The 20,625-nt window shown below is 59.5% G+C and carries 16 protein-coding genes; 8 read left to right on the top strand and 8 right to left on the bottom strand.

Translation table 11 applies throughout. The annotated features are described in order from the left end of the window. Positions 1–38: 38 nt before the first annotated feature. Together LG327_RS01165 and LG327_RS01170 are read right to left on the bottom strand one after the other, a co-directional pair. Positions 39–1,154, bottom strand: a complete 1,116-nt coding sequence (locus LG327_RS01165) for a flavin monoamine oxidase family protein (RefSeq protein WP_404364930.1) — start codon at positions 1,152–1,154, stop codon at positions 39–41. A gap of 2 nt (positions 1,155–1,156) precedes the next feature. Continuing rightward, on the bottom strand, positions 1,157–1,825 hold the full coding sequence (locus LG327_RS01170; protein ID WP_404364931.1) for a cupin domain-containing protein: 669 nt from the start codon (positions 1,823–1,825) through the stop codon (positions 1,157–1,159). 213 nt (positions 1,826–2,038) lie between these two features. On the opposite strand from LG327_RS01170, the gene LG327_RS01175 reads away from it, so the two are divergent. From LG327_RS01175 to LG327_RS01210, 8 genes are all read left to right on the top strand, one after another. Continuing rightward, on the top strand, positions 2,039–2,701 hold the full coding sequence (locus LG327_RS01175; protein WP_404364933.1) for a DsbA family oxidoreductase: 663 nt from the start codon (positions 2,039–2,041) through the stop codon (positions 2,699–2,701). 224 nt (positions 2,702–2,925) lie between these two features. Next, on the top strand, positions 2,926–3,906 hold the full coding sequence (locus LG327_RS01180; protein WP_404364935.1) for a PA14 domain-containing protein: 981 nt from the start codon (positions 2,926–2,928) through the stop codon (positions 3,904–3,906). 88 nt (positions 3,907–3,994) lie between these two features. Then, entirely contained in the window at positions 3,995–5,245 is a 1,251-nt protein-coding gene (locus LG327_RS01185) for an imelysin family protein (protein ID WP_404364937.1), read from the top strand. A gap of 15 nt (positions 5,246–5,260) precedes the next feature. Next, positions 5,261–6,277, top strand: a complete 1,017-nt coding sequence (locus tag LG327_RS01190; RefSeq protein WP_404364939.1) for a sterol desaturase family protein — start codon at positions 5,261–5,263, stop codon at positions 6,275–6,277. A 33-nt stretch (positions 6,278–6,310) separates the two neighbouring features. Next, positions 6,311–7,792, top strand: a complete 1,482-nt coding sequence (locus LG327_RS01195; RefSeq protein WP_404364941.1) for a DUF4856 domain-containing protein — start codon at positions 6,311–6,313, stop codon at positions 7,790–7,792. A 143-nt stretch (positions 7,793–7,935) separates the two neighbouring features. Beyond that, the gene (locus LG327_RS01200; protein WP_404364943.1) at positions 7,936–10,131 is read left to right on the top strand and encodes a TonB-dependent receptor family protein; all 2,196 of its coding nucleotides are present in this window, start codon (positions 7,936–7,938) and stop codon (positions 10,129–10,131) included. Positions 10,132–10,239: 108 nt separating this feature from the next. Further along, complete coding sequence (locus tag LG327_RS01205; protein ID WP_404364944.1) at positions 10,240–13,032, top strand: cation-translocating P-type ATPase; 2,793 nt, start codon at positions 10,240–10,242, stop codon at positions 13,030–13,032. An 11-nt stretch (positions 13,033–13,043) separates the two neighbouring features. Then, on the top strand, positions 13,044–14,042 hold the full coding sequence (locus LG327_RS01210) for a bile acid:sodium symporter family protein (RefSeq protein WP_404364946.1): 999 nt from the start codon (positions 13,044–13,046) through the stop codon (positions 14,040–14,042). A gap of 18 nt (positions 14,043–14,060) precedes the next feature. On the opposite strand, the gene glcF is transcribed toward LG327_RS01210, so the two are convergent. From glcF to LG327_RS01240, 6 genes are all read right to left on the bottom strand, one after another. After that, complete coding sequence (gene glcF / locus LG327_RS01215) at positions 14,061–15,272, bottom strand: glycolate oxidase subunit GlcF (RefSeq protein WP_404364947.1); 1,212 nt, start codon at positions 15,270–15,272, stop codon at positions 14,061–14,063. A gap of 12 nt (positions 15,273–15,284) precedes the next feature. Continuing rightward, on the bottom strand, positions 15,285–16,343 hold the full coding sequence (gene glcE / locus LG327_RS01220) for a glycolate oxidase subunit GlcE (RefSeq protein ID WP_404364949.1): 1,059 nt from the start codon (positions 16,341–16,343) through the stop codon (positions 15,285–15,287). Between the two features lies 1 nt (position 16,344). Next, positions 16,345–17,817, bottom strand: a complete 1,473-nt coding sequence (locus LG327_RS01225) for an FAD-linked oxidase C-terminal domain-containing protein (RefSeq protein WP_404364951.1) — start codon at positions 17,815–17,817, stop codon at positions 16,345–16,347. Between the two features lie 48 nt (positions 17,818–17,865). Next, positions 17,866–18,291, bottom strand: coding sequence for a heme-binding protein (locus tag LG327_RS01230; RefSeq protein ID WP_404364953.1), 426 nt, complete (start codon positions 18,289–18,291; stop codon positions 17,866–17,868). Positions 18,292–18,376: 85 nt separating this feature from the next. Then, on the bottom strand, positions 18,377–19,912 hold the full coding sequence (locus LG327_RS01235) for a TRAP transporter large permease subunit (RefSeq protein WP_404364955.1): 1,536 nt from the start codon (positions 19,910–19,912) through the stop codon (positions 18,377–18,379). Further along, complete coding sequence (locus LG327_RS01240) at positions 19,909–20,613, bottom strand: TRAP transporter small permease subunit (RefSeq protein ID WP_404364956.1); 705 nt, start codon at positions 20,611–20,613, stop codon at positions 19,909–19,911. The genes LG327_RS01235 and LG327_RS01240 overlap by 4 nt, the downstream gene beginning before the upstream one ends. Positions 20,614–20,625: the final 12 nt, after the last annotated feature.

Consider the following 20,625-nt stretch of genomic DNA (forward strand, 5'->3'; position numbering starts at 1 on the left):
TAGCGGGTTGAGCAGGATCTTGCCCAGACGTGTAGTGTTCAGCTATTCCCGGACACCAGTCCTGCGACACCAAGGCTCGCTGCTTCTATGGCCCCGGCCAGGTAACCCGGAAACTGCGGCCCCCATTCGCTGGCAATGCCGGTCAAACGGTTGCTCCATGGCCCGGCATCCGCCGTCGCGGCTGGCGCTGCCGCATGCTGGACACCCGGCTGCTGGTCGGCGGCCGTGGATGTATAGGGTTCCCGGGCCCAGTCTTTGATAAATTCACCTCTGGGCGTCAACGCCTTCGGGCCAAACAGACGTGCAAGTTGAGCCCGACAATGTTCGCGAAGCTCTTCTTCAGGTACTCCCATGCGCACATGCGCCGGAACCCCGAAGAAACCGAACAGCGCGGCACTGCCACCGGGCATCGAGGCATCGTGTATCTCTCCCAGCGGCCCCAGCGCACTGCGTGCGGCCCCAGACAGGCCCTGATCCCGCCAGAAAGGGCTGTCATAGATGGCAACATATTTGGCGTGGGGCGCCATCCAGGTGGCGGTCTCCCGCCATTGGCTGGAGAGGGCTGATGGCAGGGCGGGTGCAAACCGGATCCCGCTTTCAGCGAGGCGCGGCGGTATGGCCAGCAGCACATGGTCGGCCTGCCAGGTGGTGACACGGCCTTCGGCATCTTCACTGTCCAGTTCGACTCCGGTTTCTGTCGCGCTTAGTGATCGCACCGCCTGGCCGGTGAAAATCCGCGTTGCATCCAGGCGACTGTAAAGGGCATTGATCAGCGCGCTCATGCCCCCGGCCAGACGCATCGAGGGCGGAGAGTTCACGTAGCCCCGCATGCGCATGGGAGGCTCACTGGGTAAACGGTCCAGCATCATCTCCCCTGTCTCGAACTGCTCAAAACTCTCCAGGCCCAGAGCCTCGACGAGACTGGCCATCTGGCGCTGAAATCCGGGCCAGAACCATGCCGGTCCCAGATCGAAACTGTCCGGTACTGACTCAGACGACGATTGCCCGGCCGCAGAAGTAGAGGCAATCCGGCCGCCGGGGATGTCGCGGGCCTCAAGCAGCACATAATCCCTGATGCCTTTCTGCTCAAGCAGGAAGGCCGCGTACAGGCCAGCGAGGCCCGCGCCGACGATGGCAACTTGCGCTGTCTGCATGATTATTTCTCCGGAACCGCGTGGGCAAGGTGCCCTGTCTTCAGATAGAAAGTGGCACCCTCTGCGCCGGCGACGATCCCGGGATATGTGCCCGGGGGGAGGCGAATCCAGCCCCCGCGGGAATATGACTGGCCATAAGCGACGACCGTCCCGTCGATCACCAGCAGCTCAGCGCCGGCTGCCAGATCGCCAGCCAGGCTTGCCCCCGGAGCCACCCGCTGCAGGCAGACCTGTTCCTTGTCACTGGAATACAGCGGACAGACTTCCTGACCGTCAACGAATTGCCAGCTGGATGGATCGCGGGTATCGATGCGCACCGGGTGGCTTTCCTCGGCCGTCATCTGGCGAAGCTTTACAAAAATGGTCGCGCCGTCCTGACTGGAGGGCTTGTGAGACGAACCTGGGGGATTGCGGACATACCAGCCGGCCGGATAATCACCTTCCTCGTCGGAGAAGGTCCCGGACATTACAAATATCTCTTCTCCTTCCGGGTGCTGGTGGCGGGGAAAAAAGGAATTGGGGGCGTATCGCACGATACTGGTCGCCCGGGCTTTTTCTTCCCCCACGCGGTGCAGCATCACACGTTCCACGCCAGCCTGCGGAGAGGCAACCCATTCATACTCATCGGGTCCCACCATGGCAGGGCGCGTAAAATCGGCATTTATGAGCAAAAGACTACTCCCGGTGGTTCGATGAAAAAGCAGGCAGTCGAAGCTGACCGACCGCTCGGCTTTCATTATACGTGCGCTGCCTCAAGTGTATTGGTTTTGGCCAGCAATGGCGCTGACACCGGAGAACGTGACTGGCGGATGAGGCCTTTTCCTTGCACCAAGGCGGCAAAGCCCTTTACCTTGAGGCTGCCCACTTTTCCAGGAGCCACAATCATGAAAACTCTCCAGATCGACATTGTGTCCGATATCGCCTGCCCCTGGTGCGCCATTGGTTTCGCCCGTCTCGAACAGGCCATGCAGGAGCTGGCTGGAGAGCTGTCTTTCAGGATCGAATGGCATGCATTTGAACTCAACCCGGACGAATCCGCTCAGGGCCGCCCGATTCTGGAGGCTCTGGCCGAAAAGTACGGCAGCACTCAGGCCGAGATGGAAAAGGCTCAGGCCGGGATGCAGGAAGCTGCCAGAGATCTTGGACTTGATTTCACCCGGATGCAGGAGCGCCGCACCTGCAATACCTTCGATGCACACCGGCTGCTGAAATGGGCCGGGGAGCAGAGCCGTGAAACCGATCTGATGAAGGCTTTCTTCGAAGCCTATTTCGGTCACGCCGAGAACATCTCTGATCACGAAGTGCTGGTCCGCTACGTCGAATCCGCAGGACTCGATGGCACAAGGGCGAAAGAGGTTCTGGACTCTGACGATTACGCCGATGCGGTGAGGAAAGACGAAGCCCGGTACCAGCAGGCCGGCATCTCCTCCGTGCCTGCCTTTATCATTGATCAGCAATACCTGATCTCTGGTGCCCAGGAGCCTGAATACCTGGTGCAGGCGCTGCGGCAGATTGCTTCAGGTGAGGTTGAGACACAGCAGGGCTGATGCTTTCGGAGGCTGGCCACTTCGATATCACGCCCAACGATGACCTGCCCTGCTCATTCTGGCTTTTGCCACTTTAACCCCACCCGTAGCAATCGTTCACATATTGTCCAGCCCGGAATGGTTATATCCTTGCACGCGCAATTCCACATGTCCTGCCAGCCGGGCTGCTGAGGTCAGGCAAAATAACGGCACGACTCTCCCGTGACACTAACAGCGGAGATCAGATGCTTTTTAAAAAAACCACCAGCGCCAGAGGCCTGTTGCTTCTCGGAAGCCTGCTGGCCAGTTTTGCCCATGGGCAAGAGAATACAACCGGGGGATTTCCGGAGGAAGCCGCACCTCACTACCTTTCGGGGTTTACCGGGGAGTACTTTAGAGGCACCGGCTTCAGCCGGCCGCTTATGACAAGGACGGACCCGGCCATCAACTTCAGCTGGGGGCGCGGCGGGCCGGCTGCGGAAATGCCGGTGGACCGTTTCAGTGTTCGCTGGAGCGGTCTGTTTACCGCCCCCCACCGGGAAGGGAAACGCAAATACCTGTTTAACGCAAGAACCGATGATGGGGTCAGGCTTTTTCTGGCTGATGAGCTGGTGATTGATGAATGGAAGGATCATGGCGCCAAAAACTTCCGACACACTGCGGTGCTGGAGGCCGGCCAGAGAGTTTCCGTCATCATGGAATACTATGAAAATCAGGGTTCTGCGGTGGCGCAACTGTCGATCACGGATATGGTCACCGGCCAGGTCCTGTCCACCGCCGGCACAGTAAAGAGCCCATCACGGGACAGCCGCGAGGAGTCCGACAGAAATACCCCAGAACAGGAGCAGGAGCAGGAAGTGTCCGCCTATGTTCCGCGGGAGGATGATTCCCACGAGGAGCGCTCCTACGAGGACGAGGCAGAGGTAGAAGCTGAGCCCGAATCCAGACCCCCACCGCCCTCAAAAAATGTGGTCACCCTGTCCTGGACGGCACCATTGACCCGGATGGACGGCACATCCATCGCACTCAGCGAAATTGACTATTACGAAATACGGTATGGCCAGAAGCCCGAAAAGCTCAGCCGCTCCGCAAGTGTGGAGAGTGATGAGACGTCTTACCGGTTTCGCGGCCTTGGCCGGGGCTCATGGTATTTCACTGTCCGGGTGGTGGACCGGAAAGGTCTGGTGAGCCCCGAGTCGAGATCAGTAGCCACAAAGGTGAATTAAAATGAGAGCCATAATCCAAATCAGATGATATTGATTCGCATTTGTATTACTGCTATGTTCCCGGCTGAACTTTCACGGGATCATTCACATGGCACATACCAGACTTTCACTTGATCAGAACAGGCGCATACTCCCAGCCTCCCTGCTCCTTGCCACCACCCTTGTAATTGCCGGCTGCGGCGGCGGGGGTTCAGGGAGCGACGAAAGCTCTCCCGGAACATCAGGGGCCTGCGCCGGTTTCGACTGCGGAGCCATGCTGGAAAACCTCAGTGACAATGTGATGATCCCCGCCATGCGGCAGTTCCAGAACGAATCCGCTGCCTTCAGCAGTGCGGTCGTGGCGTGGCAGGCGGAACCGGCAAATGTTGCCCTGAAAGAAACGGCGCAGACGGCCTGGAACGAGACCATGCTTGCCTGGCAGTCGGTGGAAGTAATGCAGACCGGCCCGCTGGTGGACAATTCCTCCTTCCTGCGGGACAGCATCTACTCCTGGCCTTCGACAAGCACCTGCGTGGTGGACCAGGAGGTCATCAAGGCTGAAGCCGAGGGCGTGGATTACAACATCGCCGGCCGGACGCCCCTCAGAAAGGGCCTTGATGCCCTGGAATACATTCTCTACACCCCAACCCTTGACCACACCTGCCCTGCCAGCACCAGCAGCACCCAGAACTGGAACAGCCAGCCAGGCAGCGAAAAGCTCTCTGCCCGCGCCACCTATGCCCTGGCCGCGGCCGGCGACATCGAGCGGCTGGCTGACGAACTGGTCAGGCGCTGGGCCACAGGCACCGGAAGCTTCCGGAAGGAGCTGCTGCAGGCAGGCTCAGCTGACAGCCGGTTCGGGTCGGATCAGGGGGCGGTCAACGCCATTTCCGATGCCCTCTTTTATGTGGAAAAGCAGGTCAAGGACACCAAACTGGCAGAGCCCCTGGGCATTAAAAATAGCAAGTGCACCCAGGGCGAGCCCGCCTGCGCCGACGCGGTGGAGAATCCTTTCAGTGGCCGCAGCGCCCAGCACATCCGCCAGAATCTGGTGGCTTTTCGTCAGATTTTCCTGGGCAATGACACAGACGGCAATGAAGGCCCGGGCTTCGATGACCTGATTGATTCGGCCAGCGGCGAGAACGTGTCAGCGTCCATGGAGGCCGACATCAATGAAGCCCTGGCGGCGGTGGACCAGCTCGGGCAGCCGCTGAGGGAAGCCGTCACCGATCCGGAGGGCGTCAATCTGGCAAAAGGCATTCACGAGTCCACCAAGAAGATCACTGACAGGCTGAAGAAGGACTTCCTGGCCGTGCTGGGACTGTCCATTCCCGCCGCTGCCGCAGGGGACGGCGACTAACAGGAGCGGCCGGGAATGGAATTCCTGCTGAGCCACATTCAGACCCTTCTGGGCTACCCGCTGGACTCCGGTAAACGCGTTTACGTGTTCTACCTCCTGGGCAGCCTCGCGATGGTGCTGCTGGTAATGGCTCTGCGCCTGCTGTCCAGGGATCGGAACGGTGCTGCCGGAATATGGAAGGCCTTTGCCAGCCCGGGGATATGGTTTCACCCATCGGCAAGGCTGGACTACCAGCTACTGGCGATAAATCCCCTGATACGGACGTTCTTTCTGGGGTTTGTGGGGATTTCCCTGGTACCGGTGGCGCTTGCCACCAGCAACTTTCTGGAGCGGTGGGCCGGCTCACTCTCTCTTGACTGGCCCGGCCTTCAGATCACTGCCGCCTACACCCTGGTGCTTTTTGTGGCGGACGATTTCACCCGCTTTCTGCTGCATTACCTGATGCACAAACTGCCCTGGCTCTGGTCCATTCACCGACTGCATCATTCCGCCGAGGTGATGACACCCTTCACGGTCTACCGGATACATCCGCTGGAAAGCCTTCTTTACAGCCTGCGCATGGTGATCACTCAGGGTCTTGTCCTTGGCCTGTTTTTCTTCGCAGTCGGGATGAACCTGTCGGTCTGGGAGATTGCCGGTGCCAATGCTTTCACCTACCTGTTCAACCTGGCTGGCGCCAATCTGCGCCATTCCCATGTCTGGATATCCTGGGGCCCCTGGCTGGAGCGCATCTTCATCAGTCCGGCCCAGCATCAGATCCATCACAGTAGTGATCCCCGGCATTTCGACCGCAACATGGGGGCCTTTCTTGCAGTCTGGGACGGACTCTTCCACACCCTGTTAGTCGCCCGTGGTGAGCAGGTCTCAGGCTACGGCCTCTCCCGGGGCAAGCCCTCTCCCCATACCAGCCTGGCCCGGGCGTACATCGAACCCTGTACCCATGCCCTGCGCAGGATTGTCCGTTCCAGGCCCCTGAAGTCCCGGATTATCACTTGCATTGATAATGAGTATCATTTAGATTCACGTTCGTGAAATAAAATACACTCAATCGGAATGAGAAAAATCATGCAGAAAAAAATTCTGGTAACCATCATTGCAGGGGCCATGGGCCTGGGGCTGGCCGGCTGTGGCGACAGCTCTTCTGACAGCGACGTAAGCTCTCCACAGAACGATCCTGTGGCTGAACTGCTGGGCTCTCTTGAGGTTCCTGACACCTATGAATTCGAGAGCCGGTTTGTTTCCGGCGCCGAAAGTGCCCTGTATTCCGGCCAGGTCACCCGCCAGGTGCTGATCGACGATCTCAACCGGATCATTGCCTCCAACCTGCGGGCCGCGAAGGAAAGCGGAACCGTGAATACCCTGGAGGAGTTTCTCGCAGAGCTGAATGCCTACTACCAGGATGGCACGACGGTCATCGGGAAAGAACCCCTGCTGCTGACGACCACTCCCCCTACCGCGCAGAATACCTACAACGATATCTCTTCCGGCAAGAACCTGGTCGGCAAAATCGCCGGCAATGATGACATAACGGATCACAAGGACTGGGATAACGGGGGTTTCCAGGGCTGGACTGCAGCTTCACCCGATGCGCTGGTTCAGGAATGGTTCACGGTGATCGCGGCCAATGCAGCCAGCGGCGAGACCAGAATGGATCCGGTCAATGGCACGGAAACCCTGAAGGACTATCACACAGAAGATGGCCTGGACCTCAAACAGATGGTGCAGAAATTCCTTTTGGGAGCCATCCCCTTTTCCCAGGGCGCGGATGACTACCTGGACGATGCCACCGACGGCAAGGGCCTGCTTACCGACAACTTTGATGCGGTCAGCGGAAAGCCGTACACCCAGTTGGAGCACCAGTTCGATGAGGGCTTTGGCTACTTCGGCGCGGCGCGGGATTACCTCGCCTACACCGATAAGGAAATTGCCGGCAAGGGTGGCCGCGAGGGATGGAGTGACGGCTATCACGACAGCAACGGCGACGGCGAAATCGACCTGAATGCCGAGTTCAATTTCGGCAACTCCACCAACGCCGCCAAGCGTGACCTGGGGAGCACCACCGGAACCGATTTCACCCAACAGGCCATGAAAGCCTTCCTCACCGGCCGCACCATTATTGCCCGCGCCGGCGATGACGGCGAAGGCGATCTGACCGAGGTGGAAATGCAGGTCCTCAAAGCCCAGCGTGACCTGGCCGTGGACGCCTGGGAGAAGGCGGTTGCTGCCACAGTGGTTCACTACATCAATGACACCCTGGGAGACATGGACAAGGCTGATGCCGACATCACCAGCTACAGCTATCTCGCTCATACCAAGCACTGGGCTGAAATGAAAGCCTTTGCCCTTGGCCTGCAGTTCAACCCCCGCTCTCCGCTGAACGAAGGCAGCCGGTTCGCGGATTTCCACGATCTGGCAGGCGAGCGTCCTGCTCTGCCTCTGCCCGACGCTGATGAGGCCTTTGCGGCTTACCGCGACGACCTGCTGGCTGCCCGCGACCTGATGCAGGAAGCCTATGGCTTCGACCAGGCAGACGTCGAAAACTGGTAACGCGGCACCTGACGGCCCTACAGCGCCGGCATGATCCGCAGAAGGCGGTATTCCCCGGGATGCCGCCTTTTCATTTCCGACACGCAATTTCCGGTTCTTTCATTTTATCCCTTTGTTTCTACCTCTATTGCCGGAGCGATACCATGGCAGAGTTACGTATGAAAAACGGCGTGTCATTCGCACTGCTGTTCCTTGCCCTCAGTCCTGCCGCTGCACATGCCGATGAACCTCTCCCGGTCATGCTGGAAGGCATCTCCGTCATCGGAACCCAGGGCGGCGACCAGGCCACCGCGCCCGGCTCGGCCTTCCGGGTCACAGAAGAAACCCTGGAGCAGGACGAATACGACAACATCAACCGGGTTCTCAATGATGTGCCCGGAGTCTACATCCGCGGGGAAGATGGTTATGGCCTCAGGCCGAACATAGGTCTCAGGGGGACCACCACTGAACGCAGCCAGAAAATCACCCTGATGATGGATGGCGTGCTCATGGCCCCCGCCCCCTACTCGGCCCCTGCCGCCTATTTCTTCCCCCAGGTCTCCCGCATGACCGGGGTTGAAGTCGTCAAAGGCCCGGCCGCAATCGCCCATGGGCCGGCCACCGTGGGGGGCGCCGTCAACCTGATCAGCCGGTCGATACCGGGCGGCGAGGAAGGTGGTCTCGACCTTGCCGGTGGCACGGACGACTACCGCAAAGTGCATGGTTACTATGGCCGCTCGGGAGACAGGGCCGGCTTCCTGGTGGAAGCCATTCACACCCGGACGGACGGTTTCAAGAAACTCGACGACGGGGGAGACACCGGCTATGACAAAACCGATGTGATGCTCAAGGGGCGCCTCAACAGCGACCCGGCAGCCACTCGCTACCATCAGCTGGATCTCACGCTCAATTATGCCACTGAGACCTCTAACGAGACCTATCTGGGCCTGACGGACGATGATTTTTCGGAGACCCCTTTCCGGCGATATGCCGCGAGCCAGAATGCCCTGTTTGAATGGGACTACTACCAGGCCCATCTGCAGCACAGGTTTGAGCCCAGCTCCGACCTTGCCCTGGTCACCGAGGGCTATTATCAGATCTTTGAGCGGGACTGGAACAAGCTCAACCGCTTCAACACCTCCCGGACCCTGGGAGAGATTCTGGCAAACCCGGACAGCGGCCTGAATGCGGATTTCATGGCAGTGCTGCGAGGTGAAAAGGACACCCAGACGGCGCAGGAAGTGCTGATGATTGGCAACAACGGCCGGGAGTACTTTTCCCGGGGCGTCCAGACGCGGCTGGAATGGAACGCGGCGCTGGGCACTACTGACCACCGGGTCATCACCGGCCTGCGCTTTCATCAGGATGAAGTAGAGCGGGATCACACGGAACAGGGCTTCCTCATGCGTTCAGGGGAACTCCGGCCCGAAGGCTCCGGAGTCAAAACCACTCTTCTGCAACGGGAAGGCGCGGATGCCCTGGCGTTTTTCATCAAGGATGAAATCCGCCACGGCAAACTGCGGCTAATCCCCGGTGTGCGCCTTGAATATGTGGAATACGAATCGGAGAATCGCAAAACCGGGGAGCGCAGCGAAAACGACAACAGCATCTGGCTGCCCGGTCTGGGGGTCCACTATCAGCTGACCGAAAGCTTTGGGCTGCTGGCCGGAGCCCACCGCGGGTTTGTGCCCACCGGCCCCGGCATGGATGACGACATTGAACCGGAAGAGAGCGTCAGCTACGAAGCCGGCATGCGCTACATCACCCGTGCAACCCAGGTCGAGCTGATCGGTTTTTTCAATGACTACAGCAATCTGAAGGGCGTCTGCACCTTTTCCTCCGGCTGCATCGAAGCCACTGGCGAAGCCTTCAATGCTGGCGAAGTGGACGTCTATGGACTTGAGGCCGTGCTGCGTCACGAATGGACCCTTGAGAATGGCTGGCGGGTTCCCCTTGGCGTCACCTACACCTACACCGAGTCAGAATTCCAGACCTCATTTGAATCGGATTTCCCCCTGTGGGGCGATGTCAGCGAGGGAGACGAACTGCCCTACATGCCCCGTCACAAGGGTTCAGCGACACTGGGCCTGACAGGCTGGCAATGGGGCGTGAATGTCCGGGCAAGTTATGTTGGCAGCCAGAAAGAACAGGCTGGCGACAGCGGTCCACTGGCCGGTGCTGAAGTGGATGACCACACGGTGGTGGACCTGAACGGGCATTATGAGTTTCTGCCGGAACACCTGATCTATGGCCGGGTGGAAAACCTGCTTGATAACGACTACCTGCTATCCCGACGGCCACTGGGCGCCCGCCCCGGCATCGACCGGACACTGGTACTGGGCTACAAATTCGGTTTCTGAACAGAAACAAAACGGACAGGCAGACTGGAACCCGCTGTAGCAAGACTTTAAGCTGGTGGTTCATGTATTTATGACAGACCAGGAAGTCAGACAGCGAGGAGAACACCCATGCCCGAGGGCAACAAGGATCAGCAATCCACACCGTGGCACGCATTGTCCCCAGAGGAAGCCCTTGAAAAACTGGAGAGTTCAAAAGATGGTCTGAGTGAAGATCGGGCCTCGGAGCTGCTGGAAAAGCACGGTCCGAACCAGATACGGGAGGAGGAGGGTCGCCCCTGGTGGCGCCGGCTGCTGGACCAGTTCAACAACATCCTGATCATTCTTCTTATCGTTGCCGGGGCTGCCAGCTGGGCTCTTGGTCAGCTTGTGGATGCCGGCGCCATCTTCGCGGTCGTATTGATCAACGGCCTCATCGGCTTTATTCAGGAAGGCAAGGCCGAAAAGGCCCTGCAGAGCATCAAAAACATGCTCTCCCCCAGGGCTCGGGTAGTCCGGGATGGAAAAGAGAAAACCCTGCCGGCGGAAGAGCTGGTTCCGGGGGATGTGGTGATTCTTGCAAGTGGCGACCGGGTCCCCGCCGACCTGCGGCTGCTGTCCGCCAGCCAGTGTCGCAATGAGGAGGCCCCCCTCACCGGCGAATCGGAGCCGGTAATCAAGACCACCGAGGCCGTGGATGAAGATACGGACCTCGCCGACCGTTCCAGCATGGCCTACGCCAGCACACTCTGCGTTCACGGTTCCTGCAGGGGCCTTGTGGTCGCCACGGCCATGGATACTGAAATCGGTCACATCTCCGAGATGATCGAGGATGTGCGAGAGATCAAGACTCCCCTGCAGAAGCAGTTGGACCGCTTTGGCCAGATGCTTGCCGGAATCATTCCGGCGGTGGCGTTTGCGATGGGCCTGTTCGGGGTGCTGGTTTACGATCTTGGCCTGCAGGAAATGTTCATGGCGGGCGTGGGTCTCGCCGTGGCCGCGATTCCACAGGGCCTGCCTGCGATTGTCACCATTACTCTGGCCATAGGCGTGCAGGCCATGGCCAAACGTAACGCCATCATCCGCCATCTGCCGGCGGTGGAAACCCTGGGATCAGTGTCGACCATTTTCACTGACAAGACAGGCACTCTGACCCGTAATGAAATGACTGTAAGCGCCGTTGATATGCTGGAGCGGAGGGTCCGGGTCCGCGGTACTGCCTTTGAATCAGACAGGAGCTTCACCGACGGAGCCGGGGACGATTCGGAGCCGGAGAAGATCGACCCGGGCGACTCCGATGTCTTGGCTCGCATTCTGATTGCCGGTGTAATGTGCAATGACTCAAATCTGAACGAGGAGAACGGTGACTGGACCATTGACGGTGACCCGACCGAGGGTTCCCTGCTGGTATTGGCCGCCAGGGCAGACAGGAAACCGGAGGATATCCGCAAGGACTTCCGTCGGCTTGATGAAATCCCCTTCGACTCTGCGCATAAATATATGGCAACCCTGGATGAGCCAGCGAAGGATGGCGGGCGGATAATCCACGTAAAGGGTGCCCCGGATGTACTGCTGGACATGTGCAGCCGTGTCGCCACAGAGGAGGGTGATGAGGAGCTGGACCCGGGTTACTGGGAGGAGCGTATTGAAACCCTTTCGTCCCAGGGTCTGCGGGTTCTGGCTCTGGCCATGCGGACCGCTGATGACATTGACAGCCTTGAAAAGAAACATGTGGAAAGCGACCTTGTGCTGCTGGGGCTGGTGGGCATGCTGGACCCGCCAAGAGAGGCGGTCATCGAATCAGTGAAGCGGTGCCGGGAGGCCGGCATACATGTCAGGATGGTTACCGGCGATCACGCCCGGACAGCCCGCGCCATTGGCGACAAGATAGGACTGGACGAAACCGGCGAGGCCATGACCGGCAAAGAGATTGAAGAGACTTCAGATGAAGAGCTCCGCAACCGGCTGGACGAAGTTAACGTTTTCGCCCGGGCCTCCCCGGAACACAAGCTGCGGCTGGTGGAAGCCATACAGTCCAAAGGACAGGTCTGCGCCATGACCGGTGACGGTGTCAACGATGCCCCTGCCCTCAAACGCGCGGATGTAGGTACGGCCATGGGCATCCAGGGTTCCGAAGCCTCCAAGCAGGCAGCCCAAATGGTGCTGGCGGACGACAACTTTGCCTCCATCGTCAATGCCGTCGAGGAAGGCCGGCGGGTTTACGCAAATATCCGCAAGACCATCGCCTTCCTTCTGCCAACCAACGGCGCTGAGAGTCTGGCCATTCTGATTGCGGTACTGTCCGGGGCGCTGCTGCCGATTACCCCCGTGCAGATACTCTGGGTCAACATGGTGACGGCAGTCACTCTGGGCCTTTCCCTGGCCTTTGAAGCGGCAGAGCCGGATATCATGCAACAGCCGCCCAGGGATCCGAAAGAACCGTTGCTCAATCTGTTCCTCGCCTGGCGTGTAGTATTTGTGGCATGCCTTCTGGTGGCGCCGGTCTACGGCCTGTTTATCTGGCTACAGGAAGCTCAGGGGGCGTCGCTGGAACTGGCACGTTCTGCCGCCGTCAACATGCTGGTGGTGGGCGAGGTGGTCTATCTGCTGAACGTCCGGCGCTCTCTCGCACCGGCGCTTTGCATCAAGGGGCTGTTTGGCAGTCGGGTGGTGCTGATCGCCATCGGCCTGGTAGTGGTGTTCCAGCTGGCATGGACCTACACTGGGCCCATGCAGTTCCTGTTTGAAAGCACTGCCCTGACAGCAACCCACTGGGGTCTTGTCTGGGCGGCAGGTCTGCTCATATTTCTGCTGGTCGAGATCGAGAAAGCGGTCGTGAGGCGCTGGCAAAACAGGGGGCCTGGAGACCGGGACCAAAACGGAAATCGGCCTGAATCCGGGCCTGCCGATACGGGTTCAGACTGAGGAAATCAGGAATGCGTTTGCCCATTAATGGCTTTACCGCCCTCATGCTGGGGGCCATTGTGCTGGCATCGGTGGTGCCGGTGCAGGGGGCCTCGGCTGAGGCTCTGGCAGTCACCGGCTCGGTGGCTGTGGGGCTGCTGTTCTTCTTCCATGGCGCGGCATTGTCACGCCAACAGGTCATTGCCGGCGCAAGCCACTGGCGCCTGCATGCCCTGATCACCACCATGACTTTTGTGGTTTTCCCGATTCTCGTGCTGCCAGTCACTCTGTTCCCGGAAAGCTGGATTCCGGGGGATCTGGCGCTCGGATTCATCTACCTGGGCGTGCTGCCCTCTGCGGTAACCTCATCCATTGCCTTCACCGCCATGGCGAAAGGCAATGTGCCGGCGGCCATCTGCAGTGCGGCTGCCTCAAATGTCTTCGGCATGATGCTGACCCCTTTCCTGCTGCTGTTGCTGGCCCAGACCACCGGCGCCGGATTTGATGTGGCCGGTGCGCTTCGGGACATAGTCCTTCAGCTGCTGCTGCCCTTCTTTGCCGGCCACGCCATACGGCCATGGGTGATGCAGCTGATTGATAAATACAAGCCGCTGCTGGCCAAGTACGATCAGGGGGTGATTCTGCTGATCGTCTACTCGGCTTTCTCCCACTCGGTCGTCAGCGGGCTCTGGCAGAAGCTGCCCGTCGCCTCGGTGGTGCTGACCATTGCCCTGTGCTTTCTGCTGCTGTTCGTGGTGATACTGCTTACCCGGCTGGTGGTACGGGCCATGGGGCTGGATGCGGCCGACGAGGCTGCGGTGGTGTTCTGCGGTTCCAAGAAAAGCCTGGCCTCGGGGCTGCCCATGGCCAAGGTTCTGTTTGCCGGGCACCCGGGGTTCGGCATGATCGTGCTGCCGATCATGTGCTACAACCAGATCCAGATTTTTGTTGGGGCCTTCGTGGCCAGGTATTACGGCAGAAGAATCGCCGCAGAAGCAGATCAGACCATTGACGGGGTCAGGTCGCAGTGACCTGACCCCGGAGTTCTGCTAACGCTGGTCGAGCAACTCAATCCAGTGCTGCACCGGCACTTCGGATTTTGTCCCCAGATGTAACTGACAGCCTATATTGGCGGTGGCAATGCGATCCGGATTGTCGACGGTCAGGGCCGCCAGTTTGTTCTTCAGCAGCTTCTGGCTCAGCTCCGGCTGGGTTATCGAGTAGGTGCCTGCAGAGCCACAGCAGAGGTGTTTGTCCCGGGTTTCCGCCAGTTCCACGCCGGCCTTGCGCAATACCTGTTCCACGGTGCCGCTCTGCTTCATGGCATGCTGCAGGGTGCAGGGGCAATGGAAGGCAACCCGGCCGGGACAAGCGGCAGGCTTCAGGCTGGCTACATCCTCGTCGAGCAGGAATTCCCCCAGGTCCCGGGTGAGTTCGCTGACCCGTCGCGCCTTCTCCGCATAGACCGGATCATGGCGCAGTATATGGCCGTAATCCTGCACCATGGCCCCGCAGCCGGAAGCGGTCATGACAATGGCTTCTGCGCCCGCCTCGATGGACGGCCACCAGGCATCGATATTGCGGCGCATGTAGTCCAGCCCTTCTTCATGGGCCGACAGGTGATAGCTCACCGCACCACAACAGCCCGCATCCGGTGCTTCGACCAGGCTGATGCCCAGGCGGTCCAGCACCCTGGCAGCGGCGGCGTTGGTGCCAGGCGTTGCGGAAGGCTGCACGCAGCCAGCCAGCGCCACTACAGTGCGGCCATGATGGCTGCGCGGCCGGGATCCGGCCTTTTGGCGCGGCGGCACCTTGGTGCGCAGGGCGCCGGGCAGAACCGGCTGAAACACCTGGCCGAGCCGCAGGAAGAAACCGAACAGCCGGGCCCTGGGCAACACCTTTCTCAGGCTCCAGCGCAGCCAGCGGTCCCGGGCGGGCCGGGGAAGCTCTTCCTCCATGAAGCCACGGGTGATGTCTATCAGGCGGCCGTATTCCACGCCTGACGGACAGGTGGTCTCGCAGCTGCGACAGGTGAGGCAGCGATCCAGGTGGGTGCGTGTCTTTTCAGTGGTTTCGGCGCCCTCCAGGAATTCCTTCATCAGGTAGATCCGGCCTCTGGGGCCGTCCCGCTCGTCGTTGAGCTCCTGGTAGGTGGGGCAGGTGGCGGTGCAGAAGCCACAGTGTACGCAGGTGCGCAGTATGGCTTCGGCCTCCTGGCCTTCGGACGTATTCTTGAACTGCTGAACCAGATTAGTCTGCATGGGTTTCCTGCTTTACATCCAGGTGTATAAACGACCGGGATTGAAGATGGCGCCAGGATCAAATGACCGTTTGATCCGCTGCTGAATGGTCTTCAGTGCTGCCGGCTGTCGGTGCATCACCTCTCCGCTGCGGTCGCCGCCCCGAAACAGGCTGACCTGGCCTCCGGCTCTTGCGGCCAGGGCTTCCATCTGGGCCAGCTCGCCCTCCCCCCGGTACCACCGCTGGGCGCCGCCCCAGTCAATCAGCCAGTCGCCATCCAGAGAAGGATTGGAGGCCATGGGGTTGACGGAAAAACGCCAGAGCGGCCGTTCGCCGGCAAAATAGTCCAGTTTCTGGTCCCGCAGGCCTGCCCAGAAGGTGTCGCCATCGTCCAGAATGTCGCCGCCCCATTGCTTTGCGGTGGCATCCACCGCAGAACGGGCGCCGGAAAGCCGCAGGTAGAGCCTGCCATCGTGCCAGCAGGCGCCCGTCAGGGGCTTGGGTTCGGCTGCCCGGGCATTCATGAACTTCACCACCTCCGCCAGCGCCATATCCTGTACCAGCGTCACTGTTGCGGCTGGCTTGGGCAGGACCTTCAGGCTGACTTCGGTAATCAGCCCAAGGGTGCCCATTGCGCCGGCCTGGAGGCGCGAGACATCGTAGCCTGCGACATTTTTCATCACCTGGCCGCCGAACCTCAGGTGCTCCCCGTGACCATTGATCAGCCGGATTCCCAACACGTGGTCCCGTACCGAACTTGTCCAGGGGCGGCCAGGGCCGGACTGGTTGCAGGCCAGGGTGCCGCCAATGGTGCTTTTTTCAGTGAAATGGGGAGGCTCGAAAGCCAGCATCTGACTGTTTTCGGCGAGAGCCGCTTCCACCTCGGAAAGCCGGGTGCCAGCCCGCACGGTAATGACCAGTTCCACCGGGTGATACTCCACAATGCCCGCGTGCCCCCTGACATCAAGGTCGGCAGCCTCAACTGCGCGACCCATGAATTTCTTGCTGCCGCCTCCAACAATGTTGAGGGCGCGTCCATCTTTGCGTGCCGCCAGGACTTCGTCCTGCAGACGCTGGGAAATATCCGCCATATCAGGCTCCCACCCTGTTTGATTCGGAGGTTGATTCGGGCTTGCGCTCAATCGAGCGGTATTCCTGGCACTGGCGCAGAGTCGGCACCCCCTTGCCCGGATTCAGAGTGCCCCCGGGGTCAAAGGCTTCTTTCAGGGCATTGAACTGGGCCAGTTCCCGGTCATCGAACTGCACCGCCATCTGACGGATTTTTTCCACACCCACGCCATGTTCGCCGGTAATGCAGCCCCCCACCTCGACGCACAGCTCCAGAATTGCGCTGCCAAACGCCTCGGTGCGCTCAAACTCGCCCGGGACATTGGCGTCGAACAGAATCAGCGGGTGCAGGTTGCCGTCTCCGGCATGGAACACATTCGCCACCCGCAGGCCGAAGCGCTCCGACATCTTCTGCATTTCCAGCAGTACATGGGCCAGGTGACGCCGGGGAATGGTGCCATCCATGCAGTAGTAGTCCGGGGATATCCGCCCTACCGCAGGGAAAGCCGATTTACGACCTTTCCAGAGAAGCGCCCTCTCCTGCTCGCTCTGGGAGGTACGCACGGTGGTTGCTCCAAATTGCCGGAACAGGCTTTCAGTCTGCTCAATGTGTTCCTGAACCTCCTCGCTGGTGCCATCGACTTCACACAGGAGTACCGCCGATGCCTCTCTGGGATAGCCTGCCTGGGCAAAATCTTCGGCCGCAGTAATGGCGTAGCCATCCATCATCTCCAGCCCGCCAGGGATAATGCCGTGGCCAATAATGCCGCCGACTGCATCCCCTGCTTTCTGTACGCTGTCAAATCCTGCCATGACCACCTGGGCTTTTTCAGGTTTCGGCAGCAGCTTCACCTGCACCTCGGTAATAATTCCCAGCAGGCCCTCGGATCCTGTCATCAGTGCGAGCAGATCCATCCCGCAGCTGTCCAGACCATCCGTGCCGATGGTTATTTTCTCGCCATCGACCGTCACCATTTCGACGCTCAGAACATTGTGAACCGTAAGCCCGTACTTCAGGCAGTGAACACCACCCGAATTCTCCGCTACGTTGCCGCCGATGGTGCAGGCAATCTGGGAGGATGGGTCCGGCGCATAGTAGAGGCCATACTGGGCCGCTTCCTCACTGATGGCGAGATTTCGCACTCCCGGCTGCAGACGCGCCGAGCGTGCCAGCGGATCAATGCTGAGAATGCGATTGAATTTGGCCAGCGAGAGTACCACCCCGTCGGCGTGGGGCATGGCCCCGGCGCTGAGGCCGGTTGCGGCGCCACGGGCGACCACTGGAACCCCCTGCTGATGACAGACCCGCATGACCTGCTGCACCTGGGCCACGGTTTCCGGCAACACTACCAGCAGCGGCAGCTCCCGATACATGGACATGCCATCACACTCATAGGGCCTGAGGGTTTCCTCATCAGAAATCACATACTCAGCGGCGATGAATTCCCGGAGCTTACGGGCCAGTTCATCCCGGCTTATTTTTGGGGTGGCTGTCATGGCATTGTGTCCCGGCAGGTCCTGGTAAATGTTTACTATCGACGGTTTTTACGCACGTTCGTTCATGAAGTGCTCGATGCCAGCCTCGGCGCATTCAATGTCCTGCTGGGGCGTCCCGGAACTCAGGCCAATACCGCCGACAACTGTTCCATCGACCGCAATGGGCAGGCCGCCCCCCACAACACACAACCGGCCCCCGATTGCGGTGTGAATGCCAAACACCAGATTACCCGGCACGCAGGCCTGGTTGTACTCATGGGTCGCCTTGCGCGCAGCGGCGGCGGTGAAGGCCTTGTCCTGGGCTACGGTGCTGCTGGTGACCTTGCCGCCATCCATCCGCTCGAAGGCAACCAGGTTGCCGGACTCGTCGGTGATGGCGATGCACATGGGGACGCCAATTTCACGGGCCTTGCGGCTGGCCCCCTCAATCAGCAGGCGGGCGTCGTTCAGGTCCAGGCGGTTGATAGTCAACATGATTCTGTTCTCCTTCCAGTATGTATTTTGCGCTGCGTTCAGATCAGTGAGAGCAAAGGCCGCCCCTCAACGGGCGGCCTCCGGCTCAGCCATAGACCAGCCCTGGCAGCCAGGTGACGAGGCCGGGAATCATGATACACATGAACAGACCAAACGCCTGGATAGCCAGGAACACCAGCGATGACTTGAAAATCGTACCCATGGATATCTCCGGCGGACACACGCCGCGGAGATAGAACAGGGCGTAACCAAATGGCGGGCTGAGGAACGACATCTGCATATTGACCAGATAGAGCACACCAAACCACAGCACCACGTCATCGCCCGCCACCGGCGGGAAACCCAGCAGCCCCGGGAATTCCAGAGCTTTGACAATGGGAATGAAGATGGGAACTGCCAGCAGCAGGATACCCACCCAGTCCAGGAACATTCCCAGAACCACCAGCAGGAACATCAGCAGGAACAGGATGCCGTAAGGCGACATGCCAGTACCCAGGATGGCATCCGTTACAAACTGCTGACCACCCTGAAGGATGTAGAAGCCAACAAAGACAGAAGCACCGAACATGATCCACAACACCATGGCGGATGCCTTGGTAGTGGTTACGGATGCCTCCCGCAGCCCGCCAATAGAAAACTTGCCATGCATCATGGCCACGACGATGGCGCCAAAGGAGCCGATACCCGCGGCTTCGACCGGCGTTGCGATGCCACCGAACAGCAGACCCAGCACCAGAAACACCAGAATCAGCGGAGCAATCAGGTTTTTCGTGAGAAGGAGCTTTTCCTTCAGGGAAATCCGCTCTTCCACCGGTACGGGTGGCCCCAGCCTGGGGTTGATCCAGCTGCGAACCAGCACATAGGCAATGTACAGGGAAGACAGCATCAGGCCCGGGATCACCGAGCCGAGATACAGCTCCCCGACCGATTGCTGCGCCACAACCGCGTAGAGAATTGCCAGGATGGAGGGCGGAATCAGTATGCCCAGGGTACCGCCCGCCATGATCGAGCCGAGGGCGATTTTCTGGTCGTAACCGCGCTTGAGCATCGCCGGCAGAGCGATGATACCCATAGTGACAACCGCAGCTCCGATAACACCCACCATGGCTGCAAGAAGGGTGGAAGCCAGGATGGTTGCTGTCGCCAGACCACCGCTCAGGCCACCCATCCACTTGTACACCACACTGAACATTTCCTCAATCAGGCCCGCGCGCTCAAGCATGGACGCCATGAAGATAAACAGCGGTATCGCCGCCAGATCAGAGTTGGTCATCATCGGGAAGATACGACCCGGCACAAGGTTCAGCATCATCGCGTCGCCCACCAGGTAGATGAACATCACCCCGAGGCCACCGGTCACGAAGGCCAGCGGCAGGCCCATCATCAGGGCCACGGCGAGAGAACCGAACATCAGATAGGTCAAAGGCCCGATCTTGACGTCAGAAAGGCTACCGGAGAGATTGAACAGGAACTTCTCGTCGCTCCACGGATCGTAGAAAAGAATGTTGATCATTTCGACACAGATGACAAACGCCAGTGCCACCGTGGCGATAATCATCAGCCAGGTACTCAGCTTTCCGACAAGGTTGCTGCCCCGCACAGTGGTTGTATTTGTAGTCATGCGCTGCGCTCCCGGCCAAGACGGACAAACAGGACAATATCCTTGAGCAGTTTGGATATGCCTGCGAGCAAGAGAAGGACTGAACCCAGCACCATCATGCCTTTGGCCGGCCAGAGCTGGATGCCCCAGGTCTCAACCGTGCGTTCATCCATGGCATAGGAATCCTGGAAGAAGGTCCAGGAGGTAACCAGCAGAATCAGGGCAAAAATGAAGAAGAACATGGACGTAAAGATGTCCAGGCCAACTCTTCCCCGCGCCGGCAGCAGGTTGTACATCACATCGACGCGCACATGGGCGCCATGAAGCATGGCGAATGCGCCCGCCAGCATGTATTGCATGCCCAGCAGCATGAAGCTGGCTTCATGGACCCAGATGGTGGGCATGTTAAAAATGTAGCGCATGACCACCCCAAAGAAATAGAAGACAACGGCGTTGATTGTCCAGAACGCCACGAACAGGCCGGATTTGTCACAGATCCAGTCCACTATCCTGGTAAACCAGTTCCCCTCGAACTGGAGATAAATCAGGGGATCTTCCTCTTCCGCCTGCAGTTCCCCCGGTGTCAATTCCGGTTCTGCAGCCTCGTCTCCGCGACCACTGCTCCACTTGTCCCAGGCCATCATGATCAGCGGCATAACCGCAAGCCAGCCCCAGTAGAACCAGTGCGGCATTACGAATCCAAAACCTTCAAGATCAGACATGTTGTTACTTCC

The organism is Marinobacter sp., assembly GCF_044799475.1.
Classification (GTDB): Bacteria; Pseudomonadota; Gammaproteobacteria; order Pseudomonadales; family Oleiphilaceae; genus Marinobacter.

Bases quoted from the DNA above. Each gene is read 5' to 3' on its own strand.
- LG327_RS01165 (WP_404364930.1), bottom strand. From the start codon at position 1,154: ATGCAGACAGCGCAAGTTGCCATCGTCGGCGCGGGCCTCGCTGGCCTG.
- LG327_RS01175 (WP_404364933.1), top strand. From the start codon at position 2,039: ATGAAAACTCTCCAGATCGACATTGTGTCCGATATCGCCTGCCCCTGG.
- LG327_RS01180 (WP_404364935.1), top strand. From the start codon at position 2,926: ATGCTTTTTAAAAAAACCACCAGCGCCAGAGGCCTGTTGCTTCTCGGA.
- LG327_RS01185 (WP_404364937.1), top strand. From the start codon at position 3,995: ATGGCACATACCAGACTTTCACTTGATCAGAACAGGCGCATACTCCCA.
- LG327_RS01190 (WP_404364939.1), top strand. From the start codon at position 5,261: ATGGAATTCCTGCTGAGCCACATTCAGACCCTTCTGGGCTACCCGCTG.
- LG327_RS01195 (WP_404364941.1), top strand. From the start codon at position 6,311: ATGCAGAAAAAAATTCTGGTAACCATCATTGCAGGGGCCATGGGCCTG.
- LG327_RS01200 (WP_404364943.1), top strand. From the start codon at position 7,936: ATGGCAGAGTTACGTATGAAAAACGGCGTGTCATTCGCACTGCTGTTC.
- LG327_RS01205 (WP_404364944.1), top strand. From the start codon at position 10,240: ATGCCCGAGGGCAACAAGGATCAGCAATCCACACCGTGGCACGCATTG.
- LG327_RS01210 (WP_404364946.1), top strand. From the start codon at position 13,044: ATGCGTTTGCCCATTAATGGCTTTACCGCCCTCATGCTGGGGGCCATT.
- glcF (WP_404364947.1), bottom strand. From the start codon at position 15,272: ATGCAGACTAATCTGGTTCAGCAGTTCAAGAATACGTCCGAAGGCCAG.
- glcE (WP_404364949.1), bottom strand. From the start codon at position 16,343: ATGGCGGATATTTCCCAGCGTCTGCAGGACGAAGTCCTGGCGGCACGC.
- LG327_RS01225 (WP_404364951.1), bottom strand. From the start codon at position 17,817: ATGACAGCCACCCCAAAAATAAGCCGGGATGAACTGGCCCGTAAGCTC.
- LG327_RS01230 (WP_404364953.1), bottom strand. From the start codon at position 18,291: ATGTTGACTATCAACCGCCTGGACCTGAACGACGCCCGCCTGCTGATT.
- LG327_RS01235 (WP_404364955.1), bottom strand. From the start codon at position 19,912: ATGACTACAAATACAACCACTGTGCGGGGCAGCAACCTTGTCGGAAAG.
- LG327_RS01240 (WP_404364956.1), bottom strand. From the start codon at position 20,613: ATGTCTGATCTTGAAGGTTTTGGATTCGTAATGCCGCACTGGTTCTAC.